This is a genomic window from Pseudomonas sp. FEMGT703P (genome assembly GCF_002786345.1).
Classification (GTDB): domain Bacteria; phylum Pseudomonadota; class Gammaproteobacteria; order Pseudomonadales; family Pseudomonadaceae; genus Aquipseudomonas; species Aquipseudomonas peli.
Map to the genome: position 1 here is coordinate 173,474 of NZ_PGCM01000003.1, position 21,773 is coordinate 195,246.

A 21,773-nucleotide genomic window follows, 5' to 3' on the forward strand; every position below is an offset into this window, starting at 1 on the left:
GATCAAGGGGCCGGTTTGGGTGTGGGCTTGGGCGTAGGTTTGGGTGGCGGCGGACGCAGCGCTGGGCTGCTGGTGTTGACCCGCTGCACGGTAAAGGTGGCGGTGGCGCTCTGCTGGATCGATTGCTCGCCACTGAGCACTTCCACAGCCAGGCTGTGCTCGCCACGGTCGGCATTGCTGATTTGCAGGCGCGGTACGTTACTCGGTTGACCGTGTGGCTTGCCGTCGAGCAGCAGGCGCAGGCGATGGTTGCTGGCCAGGCGTGGCTGGATGTCTACGCCCACGCTGAAGGTGCCATTGTTCGCACGCATGGCCTCGTCATCCGGGATGCCGGTCAGCTGCAGGGTGCTGTAAGGCGCAGCTTTGTCGACAGGGTCTGTGGTGGTTGTGGTGGGCTGGCTTGGGACGGGCATCGACACGCTGTTGGTTTTCGGCAGCTCGACATTCTGTGTCGCCTGGCCTTCGGGCGGCTGGTCGGTGAATACCGTATTGCCACTGGCATCGGTGTATTTGTAGATCTGCGCACTGGCCGGCAATGCCAGGCCCAGTAGCAGGCAAATAAGTAGAGGGCGCATACCGGACTCTCCCTAGTAAGGTGCCCTAAGCCTTGCACTGGTAGCGCGCGCTGGCAAGCATGTTGATGGCTGGGCGTGTACCAGTGCAGCAATCATTAGATTAAACGGTGGTGTGGACGTACCGTTAAATGCAAAAAGGCCACCCGAAGGTGGCCTTTTGTATTGCGTGCGGGCTTAGACGCTGTAGTACAGGTCGTATTCCAGCGGGTGTACGAAGGTACGTACTTTGATTTCTTCTTCGGACTTCAGCTCGATGTAGGCATCGATGAAGTCGTCGGAGAACACGCCGCCTTTGGTCAGGAACGCACGGCCCTTGTCCAGCTCTTCCAGGGCTTCTTTCAGGCTGCCGCACACTTGTGGGATCAGCTTGCCTTCCTCTGGCGGCAGGTCGTAGAGGTTCTTGTCGGCAGCATCGCCAGGGTGGATCTTGTTCTGGATACCGTCGATACCGGCCATCAGCAGTGCAGCGAAGGCCAGGTATGGGTTGGCAGCCGGATCCGGGAAGCGTGCTTCGATACGGCGAGCTTTCGGGCTGGAAACGTATGGGATACGGATCGAAGCCGAACGGTTACGCGCCGAGTAAGCCAGCATTACCGGAGCTTCGAAACCTGGGACCAGACGCTTGTAGGAGTTGGTCGACGGGTTGGTGAAGCCGTTAAGGGCCTTACCGTGCTTGATGATGCCGCCGATGAAGTACAGAGCGGTATCGGACAGGCCGGCATAGCCTTCGCCGGAGAAGGTGTTCTTGCCATCTTTGGAGATGGACATGTGTACGTGCATACCCGAACCGTTGTCACCGTACAGTGGCTTCGGCATGAAGGTCGCGGTTTTGCCGTAGGCATCGGCCACGTTGTGTACGCAGTACTTCAGAGTCTGAACTTCGTCAGCCTTGGCCACCAGGGTGTTGAACTTCACACCGATTTCGTTCTGGCCGGCAGTCGCCACTTCGTGGTGGTGAACTTCGATGACCAGGCCCATTTCTTCCATGGCATTACACATGGCAGTACGGATTTCGTGGTCGTGGTCGCACGGCGGAACTGGGAAGTAGCCACCTTTAACGGCTGGGCGATGGCCCTTGTTGCCGCCTTCGATGTCAGCGTCGGTGTTCCACGAGCCTTGTTCGGAGTAGATCTTGAACATGGAGCCGGAGATGTCGGACTTGAACTTCACTTCGTCGAAGATGAAGAACTCAGGCTCTGGGCCGACGAATACGGTGTCGCCGATGCCGGTGGTTTTCAGGAACTCTTCAGCGCGCTTGGCGATCGAGCGTGGGTCACGGTCGTAGCCCTGCATGGTGCTTGGCTCGATGATGTCGCACACGATGATCAGGGTTGGTTCTTCGGTGAACGGATCCAGTACGGCGGTTTCGTCAACCGGCAGCAGGATCATGTCGGAGGCTTCGATGCCTTTCCAGCCGTGGATGGAGGAGCCGTCGAACATTTTGCCGACTTCGAAGAATTCGTCGTCCAGCGCATCGCGTGCCGGCATGGTCACGTGGTGCTGTTTGCCCTTGGTGTCGGTGAAGCGCAGGTCAACCCACTTCACGTCGTGTTCTTTAATAAGTTGAATCGACTTCGACATGCTGTCCTCCAGGTGGATAAGGCTCGAATCGTGAGCCCTCAATAGTACGGTACGGCCGCGGCATACTCCGCCAGGGCATCCTGCCTCACAAGGGAGCAAATTGCATGCCAGTGCACAGGAATGGGTGTGAGCCCTGAAACTCAGGGCTGGCGGGGGTTGCGCGGCGCTGCCTGATAAATATTTGCACCGTTATGGGTCGCTATATTTGTTGTGCGCACATTAATGGTGCGTGTTTTGCGCGAGTGAGGATTTTTGATCAAAGCGTGAGCAATTTCCGCTATAATCCGCGCCCCTGTTTTTTCGCGGCCTCGGCACCCCCTGTTTTCATGAAACTGATTGTTAAAGTCTTCCCAGAAATCACCATCAAAAGCCGGCCGGTGCGTAAGCACTTTATCCGGCAGCTGGCGAAGAACATTCGTTCGGTTTTGCGTGAGTTCGATCCCCAGCTGCAGGTCAGCGGTGTGTGGGACAACCTGGAAGTCGAAACCCAGATCAGTGAACCGAAAACCCTGCAGGCGATGATTGAGCGTTTAAGCTGCACGCCGGGCATTACCCATTTTCTGCAGGTCGACGAATACCCGTTGGGTGACTTCGATGACGTGCTGGAAAAGTGCAAGCGGCACTTCGCCGATCAGCTGCCAGGTAAAATCTTCTCCGTGCGCTGCAAGCGTGCGGGTAAGCACAGTTTCAGCTCCATGGATGTCGAGCGCTATGTTGGCAGCCAGTTGCGCCAACAGTGCGGCGCGGCCGGCATTTCGCTGAAAGACCCGGACGTGGTGGTGCGCATGGAGATTCGCGACCAGCGCCTCTTCGTTATTCATCACCAGCACGAAGGTCTGGGAGGTTACCCGCTGGGCTCGCTGGAGCAGACCCTGGTGCTGATGAGCGGTGGCTTCGACTCCACCGTTGCCGCCTACCAGATGATGCGCCGCGGCCTGGTCACCCACTTCTGCTTCTTTAATCTAGGCGGCCGCGCCCACGAGCTGGGCGTTATGGAAGTGGCGCATTACCTGTGGCAGAAGTTCGGCAGCTCGCAGCGCGTCCTGTTTATCAGCGTGCCGTTTGAGGAAGTGCTGGGCGAGATTCTCGGTAAGGTCGACAACAGCCAGATGGGGGTCATCCTCAAACGCATGATGCTGCGCGCCTCCACGCGCATGGCCGAGCGCCTGCAGATTGATGCGCTGGTCACCGGCGAGGCGATCTCCCAGGTATCGAGCCAGACCCTGCCGAACCTTGCAGTGATCGACTCGGCCACCGACATGCTGGTGCTGCGCCCGCTGCTGGCCAGCCATAAGCAAGACATCATCGACACCGCCACGCGCATTGGCACAGCTGAGTTCGCCAAACATATGCCGGAATATTGCGGGGTTATCTCGGTCAACCCGACCACCCGGGCTAAGAAGCTGCGCATCGAGCATGAAGAGAGCCAGTTCGACATGGCCATTCTCGAGCGCGCCCTGGAACGCGCGACCTTGCTGCCGATCGACAAAGTGATCGACGAGTTGGGCAAGGACGTGCAGATCGAGGAGGTCAGCGAAGCGCTGGCCAACCACGTAATCATTGATATTCGTCACCCCGATGCTGCCGAGGACGAGCCACTCGCCCTGCCTGGCGTCGAGGTCATGGCGCTGCCGTTCTACGCCCTGAACAGTTCGTTCAAGGCGCTGGATGAGGCGCGTCAGTACCTGTTGTATTGCGATAAAGGTGTGATGAGTCGTTTGCACGCCCACCATCTGCTGAGTGAGGGGCATGCCAATGTGCGCGTTTATCGTCCGGCATAAAACGCCCGGGTTGAATGGCGGCAGCATCCGCCATCGCCCTCCCGACCTACAGGCGGCGTGATTAACACGCTCGCGCCGCCTGGCAGAAATCGCAATTAGTTAATACTCGCCGCCTAGACTAAGCGGCACACCGAATCCTCTGATCGAGATACACACGTGATCGAAAATCTACGCAACATCGCCATCATTGCCCACGTTGACCATGGTAAGACCACCCTGGTAGACAAACTCCTGCGCCAGTCCGGCACCCTTGAGCGTAACGAGCTCAACGACGAGCGCGTGATGGACAGCAACGACCAGGAAAAAGAGCGCGGCATTACCATTCTCGCCAAGAACACCGCGATCAACTGGAACGGCTACCACATCAACATCGTCGATACCCCCGGCCACGCCGACTTCGGCGGTGAAGTTGAGCGCGTAATGTCGATGGTTGACTCCGTGCTGCTGCTGGTTGACGCCCAAGACGGCCCGATGCCGCAAACCCGCTTCGTGACCAAGAAGGCCTTCGAAGCCGGCCTGCGTCCAATCGTGGTAATTAACAAGGTTGACCGTCCAGGCGCGCGTCCGGATTGGGTTCTGGACCAGATATTCGACCTGTTCGACAACCTCGGTGCGACCGAAGAGCAGCTGGACTTCAAAGTCGTCTACGCCTCGGCCCTGAACGGCATCGCCGGTCTGGATCACACCGACATGGCTGAAGACATGACCCCGCTGTACCAGTCCATCGTCGACAACGTGCCGTCCCCGGCTGTTGACGTTGACGGTCCGTTCCAGATGCAAATCTCCGCACTGGACTACAACAGCTTCCTCGGCATCATCGGCGTTGGCCGTATCGCCCGCGGTCGCGTCAAGCCGAACACCCCGGTCATCGCCATCGACGCCGACGGCAAGAAGCGTAACGGTCGTATCCTCAAGCTGATGGGTCACCACGGCCTGCACCGCATCGACGTAGAAGAAGCCACCGCCGGCGACATCGTCTGCGTCAGCGGCATGGACTCGCTGTTCATCTCCGACACCCTGTGCGACATCAACCATGTCGAAGCGATGACCCCGCTGACCGTCGACGAGCCGACCGTATCCATGACCTTCCAGGTCAACGATTCGCCGTTCTGCGGTAAAGAAGGCAAGTTCGTTACCAGCCGCAACATCAAAGAACGTCTGGACAAAGAGCTGCTGTACAACGTGGCCCTGCGTGTTGAAGAAGGCGACAGCGCTGACAAGTTCAAAGTCTCCGGCCGTGGTGAGCTGCACCTCTCGGTACTGATCGAAACCATGCGTCGCGAAGGCTTCGAAATGGGTGTAGGTCGTCCAGAAGTGATCATCCGCGTTGTGGATGGCGTTAAGCAGGAACCGTTCGAAAACGTCACCATCGACACCCCGGAAGAATCCCAGGGCAAGGTCATGGAAGAGATGGGCCTGCGTAAGGGTGACCTGACCAACATGGTGCCGGATGGCAAAGGCCGTGTACGTCTGGAATACAACATCCCTGCTCGCGGTCTGATCGGTTTCCGTAACCAGTTCCTGACCCTGACCAACGGTGCTGGCATCCTGACCTCGATCTTCGATCGCTACGACACCATGAAGTCCGGTGACATGTCCGGTCGTCAGAACGGTGTTCTGGTATCGGTAGAAACCGGTAAGGCGCTGACCTACTCCCTGGAAACCCTGCAGGCGCGCGGCAAGCTGTTCGTTGAGCACGGCCAGGAAATCTACAACGGTCAGATCGTTGGTCTGAACAGCCGTGACAACGACATGGGCGTAAACCCAACCAAAGGCAAGAAGCTCGACAACATGCGTGCTTCCGGCAAAGACGAAACCATCGCCCTGGTTCCACCGGTCCGCTTCACCCTGGAGCAGGCTCTGGAATTCATCCAGGACGACGAACTGTGCGAAGTCACGCCGAAGTCGATCCGTCTGCGTAAGAAGATCCTCGACGAAGGCGAGCGCACCCGCGCTGCCAAGAAAGCCAAGAACTGATAACAGTTCTAGCTAACTGAAAAGCCCCCGCCGGCGCGAGCCTGCGGGGGCTTTTTGTTGGGCCGTCGGGGCGGCTGACCACCTATTGGGTAACCCCGGTAATGCTCTCAACGATCGGTAAGCTTGGTGTTTGGTCTTGCTGCTTCTAAATCGTGGGCGCCTTGTGTAAGGCGCCGCAGCGACAGTAACCGGTGGTCAGTAGTTCAGGATGAGCGGCCGGTTCTGTGAGTTAGGTCACGCGTTTTCTGGGTGATGGCAAGTCGCCATGTGTTTTAATGCGCGCCGCATTTTTGCTTCTGTTGTTCCGCTATTCAAAGGACTGAAGGCATGGCACTTCGTATTAGACCTTTATGGCCTGCCATTCCTGGCGGCCACTCTTCAGGCCGTCGCTATGCGACGTTAAAGATGGCTCCCGGCCGTTTTTTAGCCGTTTGGCTGATGTTTTCCCTCGTTCCCGCTGTATCACTGGCACAAACGCCAGGTGATCGCGACCTTATCCGCGAGCGTCTGCTGCAAGCGCAGCAATACAGTCTTGACGAGCAGTTACATAAGCTGTTTCTGATAGTGAACGTTTTTTCGCTGGTAGATCATGTTTCTCAAGCCCTTTAGCGGCTAATTCCAGAATGTCTGTTAGCTGAATTAGGCGTTTAAGAACAGCGCTCATCGCTGTCGCAGTTATGTAACTTCGCGCTTCTCATTACCAATGCGTATTACGAAAGCGTGATTTTCTATTTGTATAATTTAATTTTTGGGCGGTTAGTGTGCAGTTAACGGTTTTTGTTTTAGCGGCTGAGAATGGGGTAAAGCAGGAGCGTTGGGCCAGTTTTATGAAATGCCCGAAGCAATTTATTGAAGTTATGGGTGAGGCGCTTATTCATCGTACTTTGCGATTGTGTAGGCTGTATTTCAAGTGTGATATTCATCTGCTGGCTATAAATGGCTTGTATGATTCGCTGCCTGTTATAAAGTTAGTGCCAGAGTCTTTTGCCACAAAGGCGCATAGCGTATTGAGCGTTCTGGATGAATGGAAAGGTGGCGATCTGGTAGTGCTTTACAGTGACGTGTATTACTCAGATGCAGCGTTTCAGCGTTTGCTGCATACGCCGGGCACCCATTTTTTTGGTCGCGCTGGGCGGAGTGCATTTACCTTTAAAAATTATGGTGAGTTGTTCGCCTTAAGAGTGGCATGGGACGATAAAGATTATTTATCTGAAATGCTTCATGTGTGTGTGGATAACTACGGGCGTACTGGGCAACAAAGTTTTTGGGCGCTTTATCGGTTGATGGCTGGCTTTCCTGTTGATAAGCACAGGGTTGAAAGTCAGCTATTTATTGAGATACACGATGAAACGGACGATATTGACTTTCCTCAAGATGTACAGCGAATTGTTGAGGCTGTAGAGAAACGGCCTAAATGGCGTATGCGGTTTTGGCTACGTCGAGCAAGTTTATGGAATAAGCAGCGACGTGACCGTGTACGAGAGAAGAGATCCCAGAAGCAGCGCTAATGTTGTGTGATATTTATATGTTGAATGCATAACTTAGGTTTAACTTTAAAAAGCCCCCGCCGGCGCGAGCCTGCGGGGGCTTTTTGTTTTCGGATGGTCTACTGGACGTGTGTTGAGTTTGCGCGCAAGGTTTGACGAGTTTTTCACAGTCTGTCTGGCATAACAGGCACCACTATTGGGCTGCCATGAGGTTGCTATGTCTGCAGTGTTGACAGGAGCGGCGCGCCAGCGGGTCGATTGGGCCGGCTTGGGTTGGGCGTTTGTGTTTTTCTGGTATTTCTCCGGCGTGACCCAGTTGTTGATTCAGCTGACCGGTACGGCGGGGTTTTCTGGCTTTCGTCAGGCGTTACTGGCCAGTGCCTTGTGGCTGGTGCCGTTGCTGCTGTGGCCGGCGCGCTCGCGTCAGCTGGCTGCGGTGATTGGGGCGGTGCTATGGCTGTGTTCGCTGGGCAGCTTTGGTTACTTTCTGATTTACGGGCAGGAGTTCTCCCAGAGCGTAATTTTCATCATGTTCGAGTCGAACATGAATGAGAGCCGCGAATACCTGATTCAGTACTTCTCCTGGTGGATGCTATTGGCATTTTCCGCTTACGGTCTGGGCGGGTGGTGGCTGTGGCGCCAGGTGCGGCCGGTGTATTTATCGCGCCCGGGCGCAGTGTTCGCAGCGGCTTTGGCGTTGTTTGTGTCGCTGGGTTACCCGGCGTTGCGTCAGTTCAGTAAGCACGACAGCTGGCATGCAGGCTTCGACAATTTTGCCCAACGCATTGAAACGGCTACGCCGTGGCAGTTGGCGGTGGGCTACAAAAATTACCGTGAGCAGCTGGCCAATATGCAGGTCTTGCTAGCGGAGAACGCCAGCATTGCGCCCTTAAGCAACTTACAGGACGCCCATGCGGGGCAGCCGACCACCTTGGTATTGGTGATTGGCGAGTCGACCAATCGCCAGCGCATGAGCCTATATGGCTACCCGCGTGAGACCACCCCGGAGCTTGATGCGCTACGTGACCAGTTGCAGGTATTCGATAACGTGGTCACGCCACGGCCTTATACCATCGAGGCCTTGCAGCAGGTGCTGACCTTTGCCGATCAGGAGCACCCGGAGCGCTACCTGACCACGCCCTCGGTGCTCAACCTGATGAAGCAGGCGGGTTACAAAACTTACTGGATCACCAACCAGCAGACCATGACCAAGCGCAACACCATGCTCACGACTTTTTCCAAGCAGGCGGATGAGCAGGTTTACCTGAACAATAACCGTGAGCAGAACGCCCGCCAGTACGACGGGGATGTACTGGAACCCTTTGCCAAGGTGCTGACCGACCCGGCCCCGCGCAAGTTTGTGGTGGTGCACCTGCTGGGCACACACATGAGCTACCAGTACCGCTATCCGCCGGAGTTCGCGCGTTTCAATGACCGTACGGGCGTGCCGGCGCATGTCACGGATGATCAACTGCCGACCTATAACAGTTACGACAACGCGGTGTTGTACAACGACCATGTAGTGGCCAGCCTGATCAAGCGCCTGGCTGGGCAGGAACCGAATGGCTTTCTGCTGTACCTGGCGGACCATGGCGAGGCGGTGTTCGATGCGCCCAAGGCCGATGTGTTGGGGCGTAACGAGGCCGCGCCGACCAGCCCGATGTACACCGTGCCGTTTATTCTCTGGAACTCGCCCCAGTGGCGAGCGCAGCAACCCCGGTATTTCACCACGGCGCTGTCACGGCCCTACAGTTCGGCGCACTTTATCCACACATGGGCGGATCTGGCGGGCCTGCGGTTTGATATGTATGAGCCGCATAAAAGCCTGGTGAGTGATGCGTTCAGGCCGTTACCGCTGCTGATTGGCAATCCCGAGCAGCCGAAGAGCCTGATCGATTTCAGCCTGATCAAGCCCAAGGTCGATGTGACTGAACTGGCTCAACGTGAGCGGGAGCAGCCTGCCGCCGAGCTGTAAGACGCATGAAAAAGCCCCCGTCAGCCTGGCTGGCGGGGGCTTTTTATGGGCTCGTTACGCTGCCCTCGGTTAAATCCCGCTTTTCACCTTGCTCCAGATGCGCGTGCGCACACGGTCAATCTTCAGCGGCATGGCTTCCAGAGCGTAGAGGTTGTTCATCGCCTCTTGCGGTGGGTAAACGGTGGCATCGGCTTTCAGCTTGGGGTCAACCAGGCTGTCGGCAGCGCTGTTGCCGTTGGCGTACTGCACGTGATTGGTGATCTGTGCGATGACCTGGGGCTGCAGCAGGTAGTTCATAAAGGCGTAGGCGGCCTGCTCGTTATTACTGTCGGCGGGCATGGTGACCATGTCGAACCAGATCGGCGTGCCTTCCTTGGGGATCACGTAGTTGATGCGGATGCCGTTGTTCGCTTCGGCGGCGCGGTTGCCGGCTTGCATGATGTCGCCAGAGAAGCCCACGGCCATGCAAATGTCGCCATTGGCCAGGTCGCCGACGTACTTGGAGGAGTGGAAGTAGCGCACGTTCTTGCGCATCTCCAGCAGCAGTGCTTCGGCCTTTTTGTAGTCCTCAAGGTTCTGGCTGTGGTGTGGCAGCCCCAGGTAATGCAGGGCGATGGGCAACAGCTCCGGGCCGTTGTCGAGAATCGCTACACCGCACTGGTTGAGCTTGGCCAGGTATTCGGGCTTGAAGATCAGGTCCCAGGAGTCGAGCGGCACGTCCTCGCCGAGCACTTCACGCACCTTGGCCACGTTGTAGCCGATGCCGGTGCTGCCCCACAGGTAGGGAAAGCCGTACTGGTTACCAGGGTCGTTGGTTTCCAGGGCCTTCATCAGGATCGGGTTGAGATTGTTCCAGCCGGGCAGGCGGCTCTTGTCGAGTTTCTTCAGCGCGCCGCCCTGAATCTGCCGGGCCATGTAGTGGTTGGACGGGAACACCACGTCATAGCCCGAGCGCCCTGCCATCAGTTTGGCGTCGAGGGTTTCATTGCTGTCGTACACATCGTAGTGGCTGCTGATGCCGCTGCTTTGCTCGAATTGCTTGAGGGTGTCGGGGGCGATGTAGTCCGTCCAGTTGTAGATGCGCACGGTTTCCGCGGCCTGGCTGATGCTGCTGAGCAGCAGCAGGGGAAGCAGTTTTTTCAGCATGGGAATACCTCATCGTTTTTATCGGTGTTGTCGAAGCGGCAGTTGAATAGGGTGGAACAGGGCCTGCGCTGGGCCGGGTTACTTGAGCAGAACGAAGCTCTTGCGCACGGTTTCCGTGATGTCCCACACGCCGAAGGTGTTGGCGGGCAGCAACAGGGCGTCGCCAGCTTGGATCTGCATGGGCTCGCCGCCATCCGGGGTGAAGGTGCAGCGCCCAGCGATAAAGTGGCAAAACTCCTGCTGGGCGATCTGCCGGCGCCAGCGCCCGGGTGTGCATTCCCAGATACCGGCTGCGACGCCGTCCGCATGCTCGATGCCCTGGCTGCTGGTGATCGCCACCGGCTCGCCGAGCGGCACGGCCACCGGCGTGGCATCGCTCAGGGGCAGGTGGGCGGTGTTTTTGAAGTGTTCGATGCTCATGAAACTCTCCGTTAACGCATGAATTTTTCCATGGTGCCGGCCAGGCTGCTGGCCAGCTGGCGCCGCCAGGGCGCGCTGTCTGGGTTGGCCAGTACGCGGTCCTCATGCACAAAGCTCTGGATGATCGCGTTGTAGCCGAGCCAGCGCAGGGGTTCCGGTTCCCAGCGCGGCAGGCGGTTGATCGGCTGGTCGCCGAGTACCCAAGGCTGGCGGGTCAGCTCGCTTTGCTGGTCGAGAATCAAGTCCGCCAGGGTGCGACCGCCGAGGTTGCTCGCGCCCACGCCTTCGCCGCCGTAACCGCCGGACAAGGCGATGCCGTTGCTGCGGTCCACCAACATGTGCGGGCGAAAGCGCCGCGCCATGCCCAGGTTGCCGCCCCAGGCGTGGGTGATGCGCACCTGCTTGAGTTGCGGGAACAGTTCGCCAAACAGGTAGCGGCGCAGGTCGCGCTCGTCCTCACTGAGGTTGAAATCTGTGCGCAGGCGGCCGCCAAAGCGGTAACCGCCGCGGGCGCCGAATACCAAACGGTCGTCGGCGCTGCGCTGGCCGTAGGTCACCTGGCGGCTGTTCTCGCTGAAGGCCTGACCGCGCTCCAGGCCGATGTCGGCCCAAACTTCCTTGGGCAGAGGCTCGGTGGCCACCAGCAGGCTCTGTACCGGCAGCTGATGGTTGCCTAGCGGCGGCAGGCTGGCGGCGTAACCTTCCACGGCTGGGACGATCCAGTCAGCGCGCACGCTGCCAGTGGTGGTGCGCACCAGGCCGGTTTGCCAGTCGGTTACCCGGCTCTGTTCATACAGCTCGACGCCCATGGCGGCCACGCAGCGCGCCAGGCCGCGTACCAGCTTGGCGGGTTGAACGGTGGCGCAGTGCGGGGTGTAGATGGCGCCAAAGGCGTTGGCCAGCTGCAGCTGCTTGCCCAGGTCGAAGGGCGTCAGCCAGCGGTAGTCGGTTTCGTCCAGGCCCAGGGCACGCAATTCTGCCAGGTGTTGACGCAGGCTGGTCAGCTGCTCCGGGTAGCGCGCTGCACAATACAGTACGCCGGCCTTACGGTAATCGCAGGCAATCTGCTCGTCCTGCAGCACACTGGCGACTTCATCAGGAATGCCATGCAGCAGCGCATAGGCACTTTGGCGCGCGGCGCTGGGTTGGTCGGCGAGCAGGTTGTCCTGGCCGAGCAGGTTGCCCATCAGCCAGCCGCCGTTGCGCCCGGAAGCGCCGAAGCCGGCAATCTCGCCTTCGAGGATGACGATGCGCAGGTGTGGCGCCTGGCGCTTGAGGTAATAGGCGGTCCACAGGCCGGTGTAGCCGGCGCCGATGATGGCCACATCGGCGTGCACGTCTTCGGTCAGCGCGGGGCGGGCGGTCAGCGGTTCGGTCAGCTGATCCATCCACAGGCTGAGGGAGCGCCATGGGCTCATCGTCGATCTCCGGCAGTCAATCACTATGCGATGCGCAGAGACTAGGAGGTCGATCAGGGCTTGTCTTGTGTGCGTGCCCGCAAGGAAATTTGTTTGAGGTAGGCCTTGGGCGACAAGCCGGTGTGCCGGCGGAAGCAACTGTAGAACGCTGAGAGCGAATTGAACCCAGCGGCGAAGGCCAGCTCATCGATGCGCAGCAGGTCGTTGCCGGCGTCCAGGCTGGCGAGCAGGTGCTGCAAGCGCTTGTGGTTGATGTAGCGGTAGAAGCTCTGGCCGAGCACCTGGTTGAGCAGGTGGGAGATCTGGTTGCGGCTGTAGCCGGTGGCGGCGGCCACCTGCGGCAGGCTGAGCTGCGGGTCGAGGTAAGCCTGGGCGCGCTGCATGTAGTCTTCCAGGTCCTGCGCCAATAGCCCTAGCTGGCGGGCACTGAGGCCGAGGCGGCTAAGGGCCGGGCGGGAATCACTGGCCGCGGATAGCTCGCGCTCTTCGCGCATCAGCGTGGCGTATTCATGGATGCGCCAGATCAGCCCGTCACGCACGGTAATCGCCTCGCCGGTGCGAAACGCCAGCAGGCCGCCACTGCCGTGCAGGCTGATGCGGTACTGGATAAACGCGGTGTGGCCGTCGATGCGGATGCGGTCGGTGTGTTCCAGGGCTTCACCGGTCTGGCGCGGCAGGTTGTTGCGCACGTACTCGCGCAGCTCGGCAAAGCCCATGCAGCGCTGCTGGAAGAAGTCGTGGTACTGGATCTCCGGGTGATACAGCGCCATCACCGCGTCGAGGTCGCGGTCTTTCCAGCTGAAGTGATAGCGCATCACCGTGGCGCGGGTGCGCTCGGTCTGTTGGACGTCATCGGGGAAGTCGGCTTTATGCATGCCTGCCAGCTTGCCCGAGGCGTCGCGGCAGCTCAATGCTGTTGCTTAGCTCTTCGGCTTGTAGGCGCAGTAGCCGGGACGTGGGCCGATCTTCGGGTGGTTGCGGCAGGTGTCCGGACGCTTTTCGTAGATGGTGCACAGGCGAGTTTTACGGTCCAGGTAGTAGCAGTCGTTATTGCTCATGCGAGTCAGGGTGAAGATGCCCGACTTCTGATGGAAGCGTTCGACGATGCCGTCTTTCTGCAGGCGCTTGGCGATGTTCTTCAGCGGCTCGCTGCGTTCGAACTCATCGACCACGCCGATGCGAATCAGGTCATTCAGGCGCGCTTCGACCGGCAGCGTGCAGCAGCTGGACATGCAGCTGTGGCACATATCAGCGGTGTATTTGGCCCAGGTTTCCAGGCGGTCGAGTTCGGCGGCGGCAATCAGGTTGTTTTTCATCGGGGCAGGCATGCATCAGTGGTTCGGCGCGCGATGATAGCGGCCTGGCGGCGTTTGTGAATGACTATCTGCCGGCTGGTCATCGTTTGTGCGGCAGCGTCGCCCCGAGTTTCTTGTTGTGCTGTGATGCGTGCGGCATTCGTCTCTCTGGGTATGCACCGGTCGGGCTCCTATACTGCTGCGCAGTGTGCGCCGGGTGCCGGGCAACAGGATGTTCGGGTTTAGCTGATATAGGAACGCGCTGCATGCAATGGATCTTCATGCTGGTGGGCTTGGTGCTCGGGGCCTTGGCGGATGAGACGCTGACAGCCTCGCTGCTGGGTGCCCTGATTGGTCTGGGCCTTGGTCAGGCGCTCAAGCTGCATGGGCTGGAGCGCGAGAATGCCGCGCTGACGGCGCAGCTCAAGGCCTTTTCCCTGCGCTTCGAGCAGGGCACTGCGGCGCTATATGAGCGTTTGCTCAAGTTGGAGCAGGGCGCCACACCAGCCCCTGTTGCCGAGCCTGCACCGGAGCCTATAGCCGCTGCCCATGCGGCCCAGCCTGAACTGGACTGGACCCTGGATTTTGTCTTGCCCGAGCCTGCTCCTGAGCCTGTCGCGCCTATGCAGGCTGCGGCCGAACCCGCCGCCGCGCCGATCAAGCCGCCTCCCGCTAAGCCATGGAAACCTGCCGAACCGCGTCAGCCAACGCTGCTGGAGCGAGGCTTTACTGCGGCGAAGGACTGGCTGCTGGGCGGCAATACGGTGCTGCGCGTCGGTGTGATGCTGTTGTTTCTCGGTCTGGCCTTCCTGCTGCGCTACGCCACCGAAGGAGTGGTGGTGCCGGTGGAATTGCGCTACGCCAGTGTCGCCGCCAGTGCGGTGGCCTTACTCGGCCTCGGTTGGTGGTTGCGTCTGCGTAACCCGAACTATGCCCTGATGCTGCAAGGCACCGGGATCGCGGTGCTGTATCTGACGGTGTTTGCCGCGATGCGCCTGCATCCGTTGCTCGACCCCGGCATGGCGCTGGGTCTGCTGGTGCTGGTGACGGTGTTCTCGGCGATTCTGGCGGTCAAGCAGAATGCCCTGGGCCTGGCGGCTGCAGCGGCTCTGGGCGGTTTCGCCGCGCCGATCCTGACCAGCACGGGCAGTGGCAACCATGTGGCGCTGTTCAGTTATTTCGCCCTGCTCAATGCCGGGATCTTTGCCATTGCCTGGTTCAAGGCTTGGCGGCTGCTCAACCTGATCGGTTTTGTCGGCACCTTCGGCATCGGCTTCGCCTGGGGCATCCGCTCCTATAAGCCAGAGCTGTTGTGGAGCACCGAGCCGTTCCTGATTCTGTTCTTCCTGATGTATGTGGCCATCGGCCTGCTGTTTGCCCGGCGCAAGCTGCGTGAAGCCCTGGATGCGCCCGAAGATCGCGATGAACTGTTGCGCTGGGCCGCACGCAAAGGCGACTACATCGACGCCACCGTACTGTTCGGTCCGCCGCTGGTGGGTTTTGGCCTGCAGTTCGCCCTGGTGCAGCACATCGAGTTTGCCGCAGCGTTCAGTGCGTTGGCGCTGGGGCTTTTCTATTTAGTGCTGGCGCGGCTGCTGGTCGGTCGCACCGGTGATCGTGCCGTGTTGCTGGTGGAAACCTGCCTCGCGTTGGGCGTGGTATTCGGCAGTTTGGCGATTCCCTTGGGCCTGGATGCGCGCTGGACTTCGGCCGCCTGGGCGGTGGAAGGCGCGGGCATCTTCTGGCTCGGCCTGCGCCAGCAACGCAGACTGGCACGGGCATTCGCCCTGCTTCTGCAGTTTGGCGCGGCGTTGGCGTTTGTCATCGGCTTACGTGCCGGTGAACTGACGCTGCTGGACGGTGCGCCGCTGGGTGCGTTGATGCTCGGCGTGGCTTTGCTGTTCAGCTACTGGCAGCTGAGCCAAAACACGCAGCACGCCAGCAGCTGGGAGGTGCGCGGATTGCCGGTACTGGCCTGCGCCGGGCTGGCGTTTCTCTATCTGCTTGCGCCGCTGCTGTTTGCCGCCCAGGGCACGGCGATCAGCTGGGCCCTGGCCGGTCTGCTGACGCTGTGGCTGGGCCTGCGTATTCAGGCGCGCAGCTTTCTGTTCAGCGCCTTTGCCGTGCAATTGCTAGGTGGTGTGGTGTTTATGCTGGACATGGCCGGCAATGCGGCCACCGGCATGGGCGGCTTCTCTGCTGGTTGGCAGGGCTTGTTGACCTCATCCTTGATCGGATTCGGGCTGATCGCCGGCATGCTGCTGTCCGCGCGTGATCCGCAGGTGGGTAACGACCGTCGTCTGCTGCGCGGGCTGTCCGTGGTGCTGCTGGTCGGGCTGGTGTTCCTCAATCTGGCGGTGCTGTTCGTCCTACCCTGGGCCACGGCGAGCGCGGTGTGGGGCGGCAGCGGGCTGCTGATTATCTGGCTCAGTCTGCATCTGCAGCAGCGCGCCAGCTTTATCTTCGGTCTGCTGTTGCAGGTGCTGGCGGGACTGGTGTTCCTTGCAGTCAGCCCGCTGCTGTTCGGCCAGCTATCGGCCGAGGGCATTCGCCCACTGGCGCATATGGATTTCTGGACGCCGCTGGTGCTCGGTGTCGCTGCGTTGGTTGGCGCCTGGCGTTTGCAGCAACTGGCGCGTCGCGAAGCACCCAGTGCGCTGGGTAATTTCAGCTTGCTGGGCCTGGCGCAGTTGCTGCTGGTATGGGGTGCGGCCTGGTGGGCAGTGGCGCTGAGCAGCGAAGTGCTGCGCTTTGTTGCGCCGGAATGGCAGGCCAGTGCTTTGCTGGCGGTGCTGGCAGCCAGCGTCGCCCTGGCGGCATTTCTCGCGCCGCGCACGCGCTGGGCCGAACTGGCGCTGCTGTGCTGCCTGCTGACACCGCTGGCCGGCGGGGTGCTGCTGCATGCCTGGCACCTGCACTATCACCCGGCTGCGCAGTTCGGCTGGCTGGCCTGGGCGCTGCTGTTTGCCGTGCACTTCTGGGCGCTGCGGCGTCTGGCCCCACAGTTGCCGGCGGGGGCGCTGAGCGCTGCCCATGTGCTTGGCTGCTGGTTGCTGCTGGGCGTGTTGGCGCTGGAGTTGCGTTACCTGCTGCTGGCGCTGTCGGAGCATTACAACGCCTGGCGTTGGCTGGGCTGGGCGCTGCTGCCGAGTGCCTACCTCTGGCTGATGGCGCTGCCGCGTCGCTGGCCTTGGCCGGTGGCCGCTTATCCGCGCGAATACCGTGTGTTGGCGGCGGCGCCGCTGGCGCTGCTGATGCTCGGCTGGTTCTGGCTGGCCAATGTCGTCAGCGCTGGGGAGGCTGAACCGCTCGCCTATCTGCCGCTGCTCAACCCGCTGGAACTGGGTTTGCTGTTTGCCCTTGGCGCGGTATTCGCCTGGGCGCGCCTGGGCCTGGCCGAGCCGGGTGTCGAGAGTCTGCGCAGTCAGTGGCTGACTCAGGGCGTGGCGGGCGCCTCGCTGTTCGCGTTGCTGACTGCCATGGTGATGCGCACCGCACATCATTGGGGTGGCGTGCCTTATCAACTGGATGCGCTGCTTGATTCGATGCTGGTGCAGGCGGGGCTGTCGATTGTCTGGACACTGATCGCGCTGCCGTTGATGGTCCTCGGCAATCGCCTTGGGCGTCGCGAGCTGTGGCTGATCGGTGCGGCGCTAATCGCCCTGGTGGTGGCCAAGCTGTTCTTCGTCGAGCTGGGTAATCGCGGTGGCCTGGAGCGTATCGTGTCGTTTATCGGGGTGGGTGTATTGCTGTTGGTGGTGGGCTATTTTGCGCCCTTGCCAGCACGCAAAGCGGATGCGGATCAGCCGCAGGAGCCAGCATGATCAGTCGTTTAATCAGCACTATGTTGCTCAGCCTGCTGTGTAGCGCGCCAGCCCTGGCGCAAGAGCAGCCAGGCGACTATGCCGTGCAATTACCGCTGAGCCTCAGTGGTGAAGGCCCCTGGTATCGCCTGGATGTGCCGATGGCACTGCATTTTGCTGCGCGCTATGGCGATTTGCGTGACCTGCGGGTGTTTAACGCCGAAGGTCAGGCGCTGGCTTACGCCCTGGTGGCAGGGCAGGGCGAGTCGCGCGACAGCCAGCAGGAGCAGGCGGTGAAGTGGTTTCCGCTTTACGCCGAACAGGGCGACAGCGCGGCCTCGCCAAGCTTGCGGGTACAGCGCAGTACCAGCGGTACCTTGATCGAACTGCTTGATGAGCCAGATGCAGCCGCCAAGCCGGCTCTGCTGCGCGGCTGGCTGCTGGATGCCAGCGCAATGGACGAGCCGCTGGTGCGCTTGCAGCTGGATTGGAGCGGCGCCCAGGACGGTTTTCAGCGCCTCAGCATCGAGGCCAGTGATGACCTGCAAGACTGGCAGTCCTGGGGCAGTGGCCAGTTGGCGCGCCTGTCTTTTGATGGTGAGCGTGTCGAGCAGCGCCAGGTCGAGCTGCCAGGGCTTAAGGCGCGCTATGTGCGTCTGCTCTGGCAAAGCCCGCAACAGGCGCCGCAGCTGACGGCCGCGAGTCTGCTCAGTCAGCGCAGTGACAGCGTGCCCGCGCCGCTGGTGTGGTCACAGCCGCTGGCAGCAACGCGCAGCCCGGATGGCGAATACCAGTGGCAGTTGCCCTTGGCCTTGCCCCTGGAGCGTCTACATGTCGAGCTCAGTCAGGCCAATAGCCTGGCACCGATTCGCGTCAGCGGTCGCCATGAAGCCAAGGGCGCTTGGCAATCACTGGCGCAGGGCCTGCTGTACCGGTTGCCGGAAAATGGTGCGGAAATCCGTCAGGACGAATTGCCCTTGCCGGGCTGGCCGTTACAGCAGCTGCGTTTACAGGTAGATGAGAGGGGCGGCGGTTTGGGCGTCGAGCCGCCACAGATCAAGGTGGCTGTGCGCGCCACCCAGCTGGTGTTCCTCCAGCGTGGCAGCCCGCCTTATCGGCTGGCGTTGGGGCGAGCGGGAGCGCAGTCGGCGGCTTTGCCGCTGACCACTCTGATTCCGGGTTATGAGCCACAGCGCCTGCAACAGCTGGGTATAGCTGAGGCGCAGTTGCAGGCCGAGAGTCTGGTGCAGCAAGAGCAGGCCGCAGCGGGTGAGAGTGACTGGAAACGCTGGGGTTTGTGGCTGGTGCTGCTAATTGGGGTGGGCTTGTTGGCGCTCATGGCGGTCAGCCTGTTGCGCCGGCCGAGCGCTGAATAGCGACTGTTGGTGAAATAAAGGCCAGCTGGCTAACGATTTTTGCAGTATGGTTGGCACCTTAAATTGATTAGCGTTTGAGGTCAGGAAGGCCCTTGCGTATCTCGACTTTGCCCCGTCTTGTGGGCGCGCCTTTGCGTTTTCGCGGTCGCTCTGACCGATTCGCACAGCTGCTTCTTTCGGCAGAACCTACCCGATGAATGCCTGCGGTAATTCTGGCTGGGCGCTCAGCGCCCCGGTCATTCTCACCGGTCTGGTGTGCATCGGGGTGCTCTTGCTGGCCCGCTGGGTCACGCGGCAGCGCTATTTCCCCGGGCGCGAGAGCTTTATCGTGCTGCACTTGGCGAGCCTCTGGTGGATGATTGCCGCCAGCCTGGAAATGGCTGCGCAAGGCCCACAGTGCAAAGTGTTCTGGGCCACCATGGCCTGGCCGGGCATTCTGGTGGTGCCCACCTTCTGGGCCATTTTCCTCTGGCAATACGTCAACAGCGTGCGTCAACCGCTGCCGCTGCGTAGCACCCTGGGTTTGGCCGTGGTGCCGGTGCTGATCTGGCTGATGGCCCTGAGCAACCCCTGGCACGGCCTGTTCTACGGCGTGGGTACGGCGCCACTTAGCGATGAGCCGGGCGCGCCGATTCGCTATCAGCATGGGCCGCTGTTCTACGCCGCCGCTGCTTACGTCTACCTGTTTATGACCTTCTGCATGGGGGTGGTGCTGCGCGCGGCCATCGTCAGTTATGGCGTGCATCGCCGTCATTACCTGGCGTTTGTCTTCGTCACGGCGGTGCCCTGGGTTGCCAATATCAGTTACGTGGTATTTGGCTGGATGCTCTTTGGCTTCGACCCGACGCCCTTCAGTTTCGCCTTTACCCTGGTTGCCTTTGCCTGGCTGATCGTTGGCGTAAGGTTGTTTGACCTGCTGCCGGTGGCTCGCCACCTCCTGTTGGATGCCTTGCTCGATCCGGTGCTGGTGGTTGATGCGCAATTGCGCGTGATCGAGGCCAATCCAGCCGCCTTGAAGCTCGCCAACCTGCGCAGCGGCTGGCAGGGCCGGCAATTGGAGGATTGGCCGATTCTCGGGGCAGATTTGCAGCAGCTGCTCAGTCAGCAGGAACAAGGTGAGCATGACCGCTTGTTGACCCTGGCTAACTCGGCGCGGTATTTCGAAGTGCGTATTCGCGCCATCGAGCGGGTGACCCATCGCGGCACCGTGGTGCTCGGGCAGATGCTCTACCTGCGTGATGTTACTCAGCGCCACCTCAGTGAGTTAAAACTGGCCGAAGCCCTGGCCCTCAGTGAGGAGCGCCTGCGCACCATCACCAACCTGCATGAGCAACTGCAGGAACAGGCGCTGTGTGACCCGCTGACCGGGCTGTACAACCGGCGCTATCTGGATGAGTTTTTTACCCGCGAGTTGGCCGTTGCACAGCGCGAGCGTACGCCGATTTCTCTGGCCCTGATCGACCTGGATCATTTCAAACAGCTTAACGACGAGCACGGCCACCTCGAAGGCGACGACGTTCTCAAAGGCGTGGCCCAGCACCTGCTGGAAAATCTGCGCAGCTCGGACGCGGTATTCCGTATCGGTGGCGAAGAGTTCCTGCTGATCCTGCCGCGTGCCGATGCCCATGAAGCCCGCGCGCGTCTAGAAACCATCTGCCGTGATTTGGCCGCACACCCCTTGCCAACGCGCGGGGGCGCACGTTATGTGACCCTGTCGGCCGGCCTGGCGCTGTGGCCGGAGCAAGGCTTGGTGCTCGATGAATTGCTGCACGTAGCCGATGACGCGCTGTATCAAGCCAAGCATGCGGGGCGCAATAGGGTCTGCAGTCTGGCCTGATGGTCCGGCAACTCCTTCCATCCAGTGCTAAAGCGCTTTCCCCGCTAAAAGGGTAAACTGCGCGCGATTTTTCTTCCTTCCCGGAGCCATCCATGTCCCGCGTTACCCTCAGCCGCTACCTGATCGAGCAGACCCGTTGCAACAACACCCCGGCCGATCTGCGTTTCCTTATTGAAGTGGTCGCACGGGCCTGTAAGGAAATCAGCCATCAGGTATCCAAGGGTGCACTGGGCGGCGTGCTGGGCAGCATGGGCACCGAGAACGTGCAGGGCGAGGTGCAGAAGAAACTCGACGTGATTTCCAACGAAATCCTGTTGGAAGCCAACGAGTGGGGCGGTCACCTGGCCGGCATGGCGTCCGAAGAAATGGACAATGCCTACCAGATTCCCGGTAAGTACCCGAAAGGCGCTTACCTGCTGGTTTTCGATCCGCTGGACGGCTCCAGTAACATTGATGTCAACGTTTCGGTCGGCACCATTTTCTCGGTGTTGCGTTGCCCGGATCGCAATGGTGATGAAGGCGACCTCGGTGAGGAAGCCTTCCTGCAGCCGGGTACCGAGCAGGTGGCGGCTGGTTACGCGATCTATGGCCCGCAGACCATGCTGCTGCTGACCCTTGGTGATGGCGTTAAAGGCTTTACCCTGGACCGTGAGCTGGGCAGCTTTGTGCTGACCCACGACAACATCAAGGTGCCGGAGTCGACCAAGGAATTCGCCATCAACATGTCCAACCAGCGCCACTGGGAGGCGCCGGTACAGCGCTATGTCAGCGAGTTGCTGGCGGGCGAAGAAGGCCCGCTGGGCAAGAATTACAACATGCGTTGGATTGCCTCGATGGTGGCGGACGTGCATCGCATCCTTACCCGTGGCGGCGTGTTCATGTACCCGCGCGACAGCCGTGAGCCAGAGAAGCCGGGCAAGCTGCGCCTGATGTACGAAGCCAACCCGATGTCGATGATCATCGAGCAGGCTGGCGGCGTGGCCACCAACGGCACCCAGCGCATTCTCGATATTCAGCCAACATCCCTGCACCAGCGTGTCGCGGTCTTCTTGGGTTCCAAGGAAGAAGTGCTGCGCATCAGCGCCTATCACCGCGAGTAAGC

Annotated in this window: 16 protein-coding genes; 9 read left to right on the plus strand and 7 right to left on the minus strand. The window is 60.3% G+C overall.

Translation table 11 applies throughout. From position 1 onward, the window contains the following. Positions 1-2: 2 nt before the first annotated feature. Positions 3-575, minus strand: a complete 573-nt coding sequence (locus CUR33_RS01690) for a DUF4124 domain-containing protein (RefSeq protein ID WP_167146540.1) — start codon at positions 573-575, stop codon at positions 3-5. A 174-nt stretch (positions 576-749) separates the two neighbouring features. Continuing rightward, positions 750-2,156: a glutamate--ammonia ligase gene (glnA, locus tag CUR33_RS01695; protein ID WP_090254820.1), complete on the minus strand. Its 1,407-nt coding sequence runs from the start codon at positions 2,154-2,156 to the stop codon at positions 750-752. Positions 2,157-2,482: 326 nt separating this feature from the next. Between glnA and thiI the strand changes: the two genes are divergently transcribed. From thiI to cptA, 5 genes are all read left to right on the plus strand, one after another. Further along, complete coding sequence (gene thiI, locus CUR33_RS01700; RefSeq protein WP_090254822.1) at positions 2,483-3,937, plus strand: tRNA uracil 4-sulfurtransferase ThiI; 1,455 nt, start codon at positions 2,483-2,485, stop codon at positions 3,935-3,937. 156 nt (positions 3,938-4,093) lie between these two features. Beyond that, positions 4,094-5,914, plus strand: coding sequence for a translational GTPase TypA (gene typA / locus CUR33_RS01705; protein WP_090254824.1), 1,821 nt, complete (start codon positions 4,094-4,096; stop codon positions 5,912-5,914). A gap of 327 nt (positions 5,915-6,241) precedes the next feature. Next, positions 6,242-6,523 carry a hypothetical protein gene (locus tag CUR33_RS01710; protein WP_289238493.1) on the plus strand — a complete coding sequence of 94 codons (282 nt, stop codon included), beginning with the start codon at positions 6,242-6,244 and terminating at the stop codon, positions 6,521-6,523. A gap of 152 nt (positions 6,524-6,675) precedes the next feature. Beyond that, positions 6,676-7,422, plus strand: coding sequence for a hypothetical protein (locus tag CUR33_RS01715; RefSeq protein WP_282874273.1), 747 nt, complete (start codon positions 6,676-6,678; stop codon positions 7,420-7,422). A 196-nt stretch (positions 7,423-7,618) separates the two neighbouring features. Next, positions 7,619-9,376, plus strand: coding sequence for a phosphoethanolamine transferase CptA (cptA, locus tag CUR33_RS01720; protein ID WP_289238494.1), 1,758 nt, complete (start codon positions 7,619-7,621; stop codon positions 9,374-9,376). Between the two features lie 69 nt (positions 9,377-9,445). Here cptA and CUR33_RS01725 read toward each other — a convergent pair whose 3' ends face one another. From CUR33_RS01725 to CUR33_RS01745, 5 genes are all read right to left on the minus strand, one after another. After that, positions 9,446-10,522 carry a polyamine ABC transporter substrate-binding protein gene (locus tag CUR33_RS01725; RefSeq protein WP_289238495.1) on the minus strand — a complete coding sequence of 359 codons (1,077 nt, stop codon included), beginning with the start codon at positions 10,520-10,522 and terminating at the stop codon, positions 9,446-9,448. A gap of 78 nt (positions 10,523-10,600) precedes the next feature. Further along, positions 10,601-10,942, minus strand: a complete 342-nt coding sequence (locus tag CUR33_RS01730) for a cupin domain-containing protein (RefSeq protein ID WP_160089725.1) — start codon at positions 10,940-10,942, stop codon at positions 10,601-10,603. An 11-nt stretch (positions 10,943-10,953) separates the two neighbouring features. Then, on the minus strand, positions 10,954-12,360 hold the full coding sequence (locus CUR33_RS01735) for an NAD(P)/FAD-dependent oxidoreductase (protein WP_289238496.1): 1,407 nt from the start codon (positions 12,358-12,360) through the stop codon (positions 10,954-10,956). 53 nt (positions 12,361-12,413) lie between these two features. Beyond that, entirely contained in the window at positions 12,414-13,235 is an 822-nt protein-coding gene (locus CUR33_RS01740) for a helix-turn-helix domain-containing protein (RefSeq protein ID WP_289238497.1), read from the minus strand. A 45-nt stretch (positions 13,236-13,280) separates the two neighbouring features. Beyond that, positions 13,281-13,676 (minus strand): YkgJ family cysteine cluster protein, encoded by a 396-nt coding sequence (locus CUR33_RS01745; RefSeq protein WP_090254835.1) that lies wholly within the window; start codon positions 13,674-13,676, stop codon positions 13,281-13,283. A 245-nt stretch (positions 13,677-13,921) separates the two neighbouring features. Between CUR33_RS01745 and CUR33_RS01750 the strand changes: the two genes are divergently transcribed. From CUR33_RS01750 to CUR33_RS01765, 4 genes are all read left to right on the plus strand, one after another. Then, complete coding sequence (locus CUR33_RS01750) at positions 13,922-17,479, plus strand: DUF2339 domain-containing protein (RefSeq protein ID WP_289238498.1); 3,558 nt, start codon at positions 13,922-13,924, stop codon at positions 17,477-17,479. Further along, a complete protein-coding gene (locus CUR33_RS01755; protein WP_289238499.1) occupies positions 17,476-18,834 on the plus strand; it encodes a DUF3999 domain-containing protein in 1,359 nt (452 codons plus the stop codon). The genes CUR33_RS01750 and CUR33_RS01755 overlap by 4 nt, the downstream gene beginning before the upstream one ends. A 193-nt stretch (positions 18,835-19,027) precedes the next feature. Beyond that, entirely contained in the window at positions 19,028-20,671 is a 1,644-nt protein-coding gene (locus CUR33_RS01760; protein ID WP_289238500.1) for a histidine kinase N-terminal 7TM domain-containing diguanylate cyclase, read from the plus strand. A gap of 92 nt (positions 20,672-20,763) precedes the next feature. After that, the gene (locus tag CUR33_RS01765; protein ID WP_160089719.1) at positions 20,764-21,771 is read left to right on the plus strand and encodes a class 1 fructose-bisphosphatase; all 1,008 of its coding nucleotides are present in this window, start codon (positions 20,764-20,766) and stop codon (positions 21,769-21,771) included. The last annotated feature ends 2 nt before the right edge of the window (positions 21,772-21,773 follow it).

Excerpts from the sequence above, each read along its gene's own strand:
- CUR33_RS01690 (WP_167146540.1), bottom strand. The coding sequence starts at position 575 with ATGCGCCCTCTACTTATTTGCCTGCTACTGGGCCTGGCATTGCCGGCC.
- glnA (WP_090254820.1), bottom strand. The coding sequence starts at position 2,156 with ATGTCGAAGTCGATTCAACTTATTAAAGAACACGACGTGAAGTGGGTT.
- thiI (WP_090254822.1), top strand. The coding sequence starts at position 2,483 with ATGAAACTGATTGTTAAAGTCTTCCCAGAAATCACCATCAAAAGCCGG.
- CUR33_RS01710 (WP_289238493.1), top strand. The coding sequence starts at position 6,242 with ATGGCACTTCGTATTAGACCTTTATGGCCTGCCATTCCTGGCGGCCAC.
- cptA (WP_289238494.1), top strand. The coding sequence starts at position 7,619 with ATGTCTGCAGTGTTGACAGGAGCGGCGCGCCAGCGGGTCGATTGGGCC.
- CUR33_RS01725 (WP_289238495.1), bottom strand. The coding sequence starts at position 10,522 with ATGCTGAAAAAACTGCTTCCCCTGCTGCTGCTCAGCAGCATCAGCCAG.
- CUR33_RS01730 (WP_160089725.1), bottom strand. The coding sequence starts at position 10,942 with ATGAGCATCGAACACTTCAAAAACACCGCCCACCTGCCCCTGAGCGAT.
- CUR33_RS01735 (WP_289238496.1), bottom strand. The coding sequence starts at position 12,360 with ATGAGCCCATGGCGCTCCCTCAGCCTGTGGATGGATCAGCTGACCGAA.
- CUR33_RS01740 (WP_289238497.1), bottom strand. The coding sequence starts at position 13,235 with ATGCATAAAGCCGACTTCCCCGATGACGTCCAACAGACCGAGCGCACC.
- CUR33_RS01745 (WP_090254835.1), bottom strand. The coding sequence starts at position 13,676 with ATGAAAAACAACCTGATTGCCGCCGCCGAACTCGACCGCCTGGAAACC.
- CUR33_RS01750 (WP_289238498.1), top strand. The coding sequence starts at position 13,922 with ATGCAATGGATCTTCATGCTGGTGGGCTTGGTGCTCGGGGCCTTGGCG.
- CUR33_RS01755 (WP_289238499.1), top strand. The coding sequence starts at position 17,476 with ATGATCAGTCGTTTAATCAGCACTATGTTGCTCAGCCTGCTGTGTAGC.
- CUR33_RS01760 (WP_289238500.1), top strand. The coding sequence starts at position 19,028 with ATGAATGCCTGCGGTAATTCTGGCTGGGCGCTCAGCGCCCCGGTCATT.
- CUR33_RS01765 (WP_160089719.1), top strand. The coding sequence starts at position 20,764 with ATGTCCCGCGTTACCCTCAGCCGCTACCTGATCGAGCAGACCCGTTGC.